2 rRNA genes are annotated in these 5,419 nt (G+C 55.7%); both read left to right on the forward strand.

Features of this window, described 5'->3' with window-relative positions:
• The first annotated feature begins 102 nt into the window (after window positions 1-102).
• A 16S ribosomal RNA gene (locus AC50YM_RS20430) occupies window positions 103-1,626 on the forward strand.
• Between the two features lie 554 nt (window positions 1,627-2,180).
• A 23S ribosomal RNA gene (locus AC50YM_RS20435) occupies window positions 2,181-5,316 on the forward strand.
• The 16S and 23S rRNA genes sit together here, the layout of an rRNA operon.
• Window positions 5,317-5,419: the final 103 nt, after the last annotated feature.

Raw genomic sequence — 5,419 nt, forward strand, 5'->3', positions numbered from 1 at the left:
TCCGCCACCCCGTGGTGTGGTCTGGTTTTTACAGCTGGTTTCAAATTTTGTGCAGGGTGTGCATCCCGTTTTCCCGGGGGCGCATGTTGTGTCTGTTTTACTTCAACGGAGAGTTTGATCCTGGCTCAGGATGAACGCTGGCGGCGTGCTTAACACATGCAAGTCGAACGATGATCCCAGCTTGCTGGGGGATTAGTGGCGAACGGGTGAGTAACACGTGAGTAACCTGCCCTTAACTCTGGGATAAGCCTGGGAAACTGGGTCTAATACCGGATATGACTCCTCATCGCATGGTGGGGGGTGGAAAGCTTTATTGTGGTTTTGGATGGACTCGCGGCCTATCAGCTTGTTGGTGAGGTAATGGCTCACCAAGGCGACGACGGGTAGCCGGCCTGAGAGGGTGACCGGCCACACTGGGACTGAGACACGGCCCAGACTCCTACGGGAGGCAGCAGTGGGGAATATTGCACAATGGGCGAAAGCCTGATGCAGCGACGCCGCGTGAGGGATGACGGCCTTCGGGTTGTAAACCTCTTTCAGTAGGGAAGAAGCGAAAGTGACGGTACCTGCAGAAGAAGCGCCGGCTAACTACGTGCCAGCAGCCGCGGTAATACGTAGGGCGCAAGCGTTATCCGGAATTATTGGGCGTAAAGAGCTCGTAGGCGGTTTGTCGCGTCTGCCGTGAAAGTCCGGGGCTCAACTCCGGATCTGCGGTGGGTACGGGCAGACTAGAGTGATGTAGGGGAGACTGGAATTCCTGGTGTAGCGGTGAAATGCGCAGATATCAGGAGGAACACCGATGGCGAAGGCAGGTCTCTGGGCATTAACTGACGCTGAGGAGCGAAAGCATGGGGAGCGAACAGGATTAGATACCCTGGTAGTCCATGCCGTAAACGTTGGGCACTAGGTGTGGGGGACATTCCACGTTTTCCGTACCGTAGCTAACGCATTAAGTGCCCCGCCTGGGGAGTACGGCCGCAAGGCTAAAACTCAAAGGAATTGACGGGGGCCCGCACAAGCGGCGGAGCATGCGGATTAATTCGATGCAACGCGAAGAACCTTACCAAGGCTTGACATGAACCGGAAACACCTGGAAACAGGTGCCCCGCTTGCGGTCGGTTTACAGGTGGTGCATGGTTGTCGTCAGCTCGTGTCGTGAGATGTTGGGTTAAGTCCCGCAACGAGCGCAACCCTCGTTCTATGTTGCCAGCGCGTGATGGCGGGGACTCATAGGAGACTGCCGGGGTCAACTCGGAGGAAGGTGGGGACGACGTCAAATCATCATGCCCCTTATGTCTTGGGCTTCACGCATGCTACAATGGCCGGTACAAAGGGTTGCGATACTGTGAGGTGGAGCTAATCCCAAAAAGCCGGTCTCAGTTCGGATTGGGGTCTGCAACTCGACCCCATGAAGTCGGAGTCGCTAGTAATCGCAGATCAGCAACGCTGCGGTGAATACGTTCCCGGGCCTTGTACACACCGCCCGTCAAGTCACGAAAGTTGGTAACACCCGAAGCCGGTGGCCTAACCCCTTGTGGGAGGGAGCTGTCGAAGGTGGGACTGGCGATTGGGACTAAGTCGTAACAAGGTAGCCGTACCGGAAGGTGCGGCTGGATCACCTCCTTTCTAAGGAGCACCTACAACAACCCTGCCAGGCGTTTTGTCTGTGTGGTGGTGTTGTCAGGAGTACGCCCGTTGCGCAGACGCTAGTTCTGCGGCGGGTGCTCACGGGTGGAATATCAACAAATAGCGGCCGCCGGTTTTTTCCCGGCACCCAGTACGGATTGTTTCTGCCCTCTTTGGGGGGCGGGGTGGTTCTGGAACGGTGCGGGGAGGGTACGGGTGGTTTTGTGTTTGGCACACTGTTGGGTCCTGAGGCAACAGGACCGGGGTTCATGGCTGTTGTGCTGTGGGTTCCGGGACTTGTGTTTCTGGTTTCCTGGCTGCACCGATCATACGGTTGGGTTCCTGCTTTGGTGCGGGGGCCGTGTGTGGGGTGTGTGGTACGGGGTTGTTGTTTGAGAACTACATAGTGGACGCGAGCATCTTTTATAAGAAGCAATTTCCAAGAATATGAACCTGGATCTGTCCGGGTGCTGTTGCTGTGGCCTTTGGGTTGTGGTGGTGGTGTCCGGGTGGTTTTCGTGGTTCTCTCGAAAATAGCGTTTTTGATCTTTTGTGGTCAAGTTTTTAAGAGCACACGGTGGATGCCTTGGCATTAGGAGCCGAAGAAGGACGTAGGAATCTGCGATAAGCCTGGGGGAGTCGATAACCGGACTGTGATCCCAGGGTGTCCGAATGGGGAAACCCCGCCAGGGGCGCGAGTTACCTGGTGACCCGCATCTGAACACATAGGGTGCGTGGAGGGAACGCGGGGAAGTGAAACATCTCAGTACCCGCAGGAAGAGAAAACAATAGTGATTCCGTCAGTAGTGGCGAGCGAACGCGGATCAGGCTAAACCGTTCCATGTGTGATAGCCGGCGGGCGTTGCATGGTCGGGGTTGTGGGACTTCCCATTCTGTCTCTGCCGGGACAGTGGGGTGTGTAGTGCAGGCATAGGTGAACGGTCTTGAAAGGCCGGCCAGAGAGGGTGTGAGCCCCGTAACCGAAATGTTGTGTACCGCCCGGGGAGTATCCCAAGTAGCACGGGGCCCGAGAAATCCCGTGCGAATCTGTCAGGACCACCTGATAAGCCTAAATACTCCCTAATGACCGATAGCGGACCAGTACCGTGAGGGAAAGGTGAAAAGTACCCCGGGAGGGGAGTGAAACAGTACCTGAAACCGTGTGCTTACAATCCGTCGGAGCCAGTCTGATTCTGGTGACGGCGTGCCTTTTGAAGAATGAGCCTGCGAGTTAGTGTTACGTCGCGAGGTTAACCCGTGTGGGGAAGCCGTAGCGAAAGCGAGTCTGAATAGGGCGTTGCAGTGGCGTGATCTAGACCCGAAGCGAAGTGATCTACCCATGGCCAGGTTGAAGCGACGGTAAGACGTCGTGGAGGACCGAACCCACTTCAGTTGAAAATGGAGGGGATGAGCTGTGGGTAGGGGTGAAAGGCCAATCAAACTTCGTGATAGCTGGTTCTCCCCGAAATGCATTTAGGTGCAGCGTTGCGTGTTTCTTACCGGAGGTAGAGCTACTGGATGGCTAATGGGCCCTACAAGGTTACTGACGTCAGCCAAACTCCGAATGCCGGTAAGTGAGAGCGCAGCAGTGAGACTGTGGGGGATAAGCTTCATAGTCGAGAGGGAAACAGCCCAGACCACCAACTAAGGCCCCTAAGCGTGTGCTAAGTGGGAAAGGATGTGGAGTTGCGAAGACAACCAGGAGGTTGGCTTAGAAGCAGCCATCCTTAAAAGAGTGCGTAATAGCTCACTGGTCAAGTGATTCCGCGCCGACAATGTAGCGGGGCTCAAGTACACCGCCGAAGTTGTGGATTTCAGATATTAGCTAAGCCGCCCCTTGTGGGTTGGTTCAGGCGTCTGGAGTGGTAGGGGAGCGTCGTGTGGGCAGTGAAGTCGCGGTGTAAACCAGCGGTGGAGCCTACACGAGTGAGAATGCAGGCATGAGTAGCGAAAGACGGGTGAGAAACCCGTCCGCCGAATGATCAAGGGTTCCAGGGTCAAGCTAATCTGCCCTGGGTAAGTCGGGACCTAAGGCGAGGCCGACAGGCGTAGTCGATGGACAACGGGTTGATATTCCCGTACCGGCGAAAAACCGTCCATGCTGAACAGGGGATACTAACCGCCCGAGACCTGCCCGGCCACCCTTGTGGTGACCCGGGTTTTGGTGGAGCGCGGGACCTGATCCTGGGAGGCAAGCGTATTAACAGGTGTGACGCAGGAAGGTAGCCGAGCCGGGCGATGGTTGTCCCGGTCTAAGGATGTAGGGCGAACGGTAGGCAAATCCGCTGTTCATGATGCCTGAGATCTGATGGGACTCCCGTAAGGGGGGATTCGGTGATCCTATGCTGCCGAGAAAAGCATCGACGCGAGGTTTTAGCCGCCCGTACCCCAAACCGACACAGGTGATCAGGTAGAGAATACTAAGGCGATCGAGAGAATTATGGTTAAGGAACTCGGCAAAATGCCCCCGTAACTTCGGGAGAAGGGGGGCCCCCATCGTGATGGACACTTGCTGTCCGGAGCGTGCAGGGGCCGCAGAGACCAGGGGGAAGCGACTGTTTACTAAAAACACAGGTCCGTGCGAAGTCGCAAGACGATGTATACGGACTGACTCCTGCCCGGTGCTGGAAGGTTAAGAGGACCGGTTAGCCGCAAGGCGAAGCTGAGAATTCAAGCCCCAGTAAACGGCGGTGGTAACTATAACCATCCTAAGGTAGCGAAATTCCTTGTCGGGTAAGTTCCGACCTGCACGAATGGAGTAACGACTTCCCCGCTGTCTCAACCATAAACTCGGCGAAATTGCAGTACGAGTAAAGATGCTCGTTACGCGCAGCAGGACGGAAAGACCCCGAGACCTTTACTATAGTTTGGTATTGGTGTTCGGAGTGGCTTGTGTAGGATAGGTGGGAGACGTTGAAGCCCGGACGCCAGTTCGGGTGGAGTCATCGTTGAAATACCACTCTGGTCACTTTGGACATCTAACTTCGGCCCGTAATCCGGGTCAGGGACAGTGCCTGATGGGTAGTTTAACTGGGGCGGTTGCCTCCTAAAAAGTAACGGAGGCGCCCAAAGGTTCCCTCAGCCTGGTTGGCAATCAGGTGTCGAGTGTAAGTGCACAAGGGAGCTTGACTGTGAGAGAGACATCTCGAGCAGGGACGAAAGTCGGGACTAGTGATCCGGCGGTACATTGTGGAATGGCCGTCGCTCAACGGATAAAAGGTACCTCGGGGATAACAGGCTGATCTTGCCCAAGAGTCCATATCGACGGCATGGTTTGGCACCTCGATGTCGGCTCGTCGCATCCTGGGGCTGGAGTAGGTCCCAAGGGTTGGGCTGTTCGCCCATTAAAGCGGTACGCGAGCTGGGTTTAGAACGTCGTGAGACAGTTCGGTCCCTATCCGCTGCGCGCGCAGGAAATTTGAGAAGGGCTGTCCTTAGTACGAGAGGACCGGGACGGACGAACCTCTGGTGTGTCAGTTGTACTGCCAAGTGCACCGCTGATTAGCTACGTTCGGATGGGATAACCGCTGAAAGCATCTAAGCGGGAAGCTCGCTTCGAGATGAGATTTCCATACACCTTGTGTGTGAGAGGCCCCCAGCCAGACCACTGGGTTGATAGGCCGGATGTGGAAGCGAGGACTAACGACTCGTGAAGCTGACCGGTACTAATAGGCCGATAACTTACACCACACACCACCCCGCGAACCCATTCAAAAGGGGTTCGCACCCCGGGGTGGTAAAAAGAAAACAAGACTGCTTGCGTCCACTATGTGGTTCCCAAACAACAAACCCG

The organism is Pseudarthrobacter sp. RHLT1-30-1 (assembly GCF_059383415.1).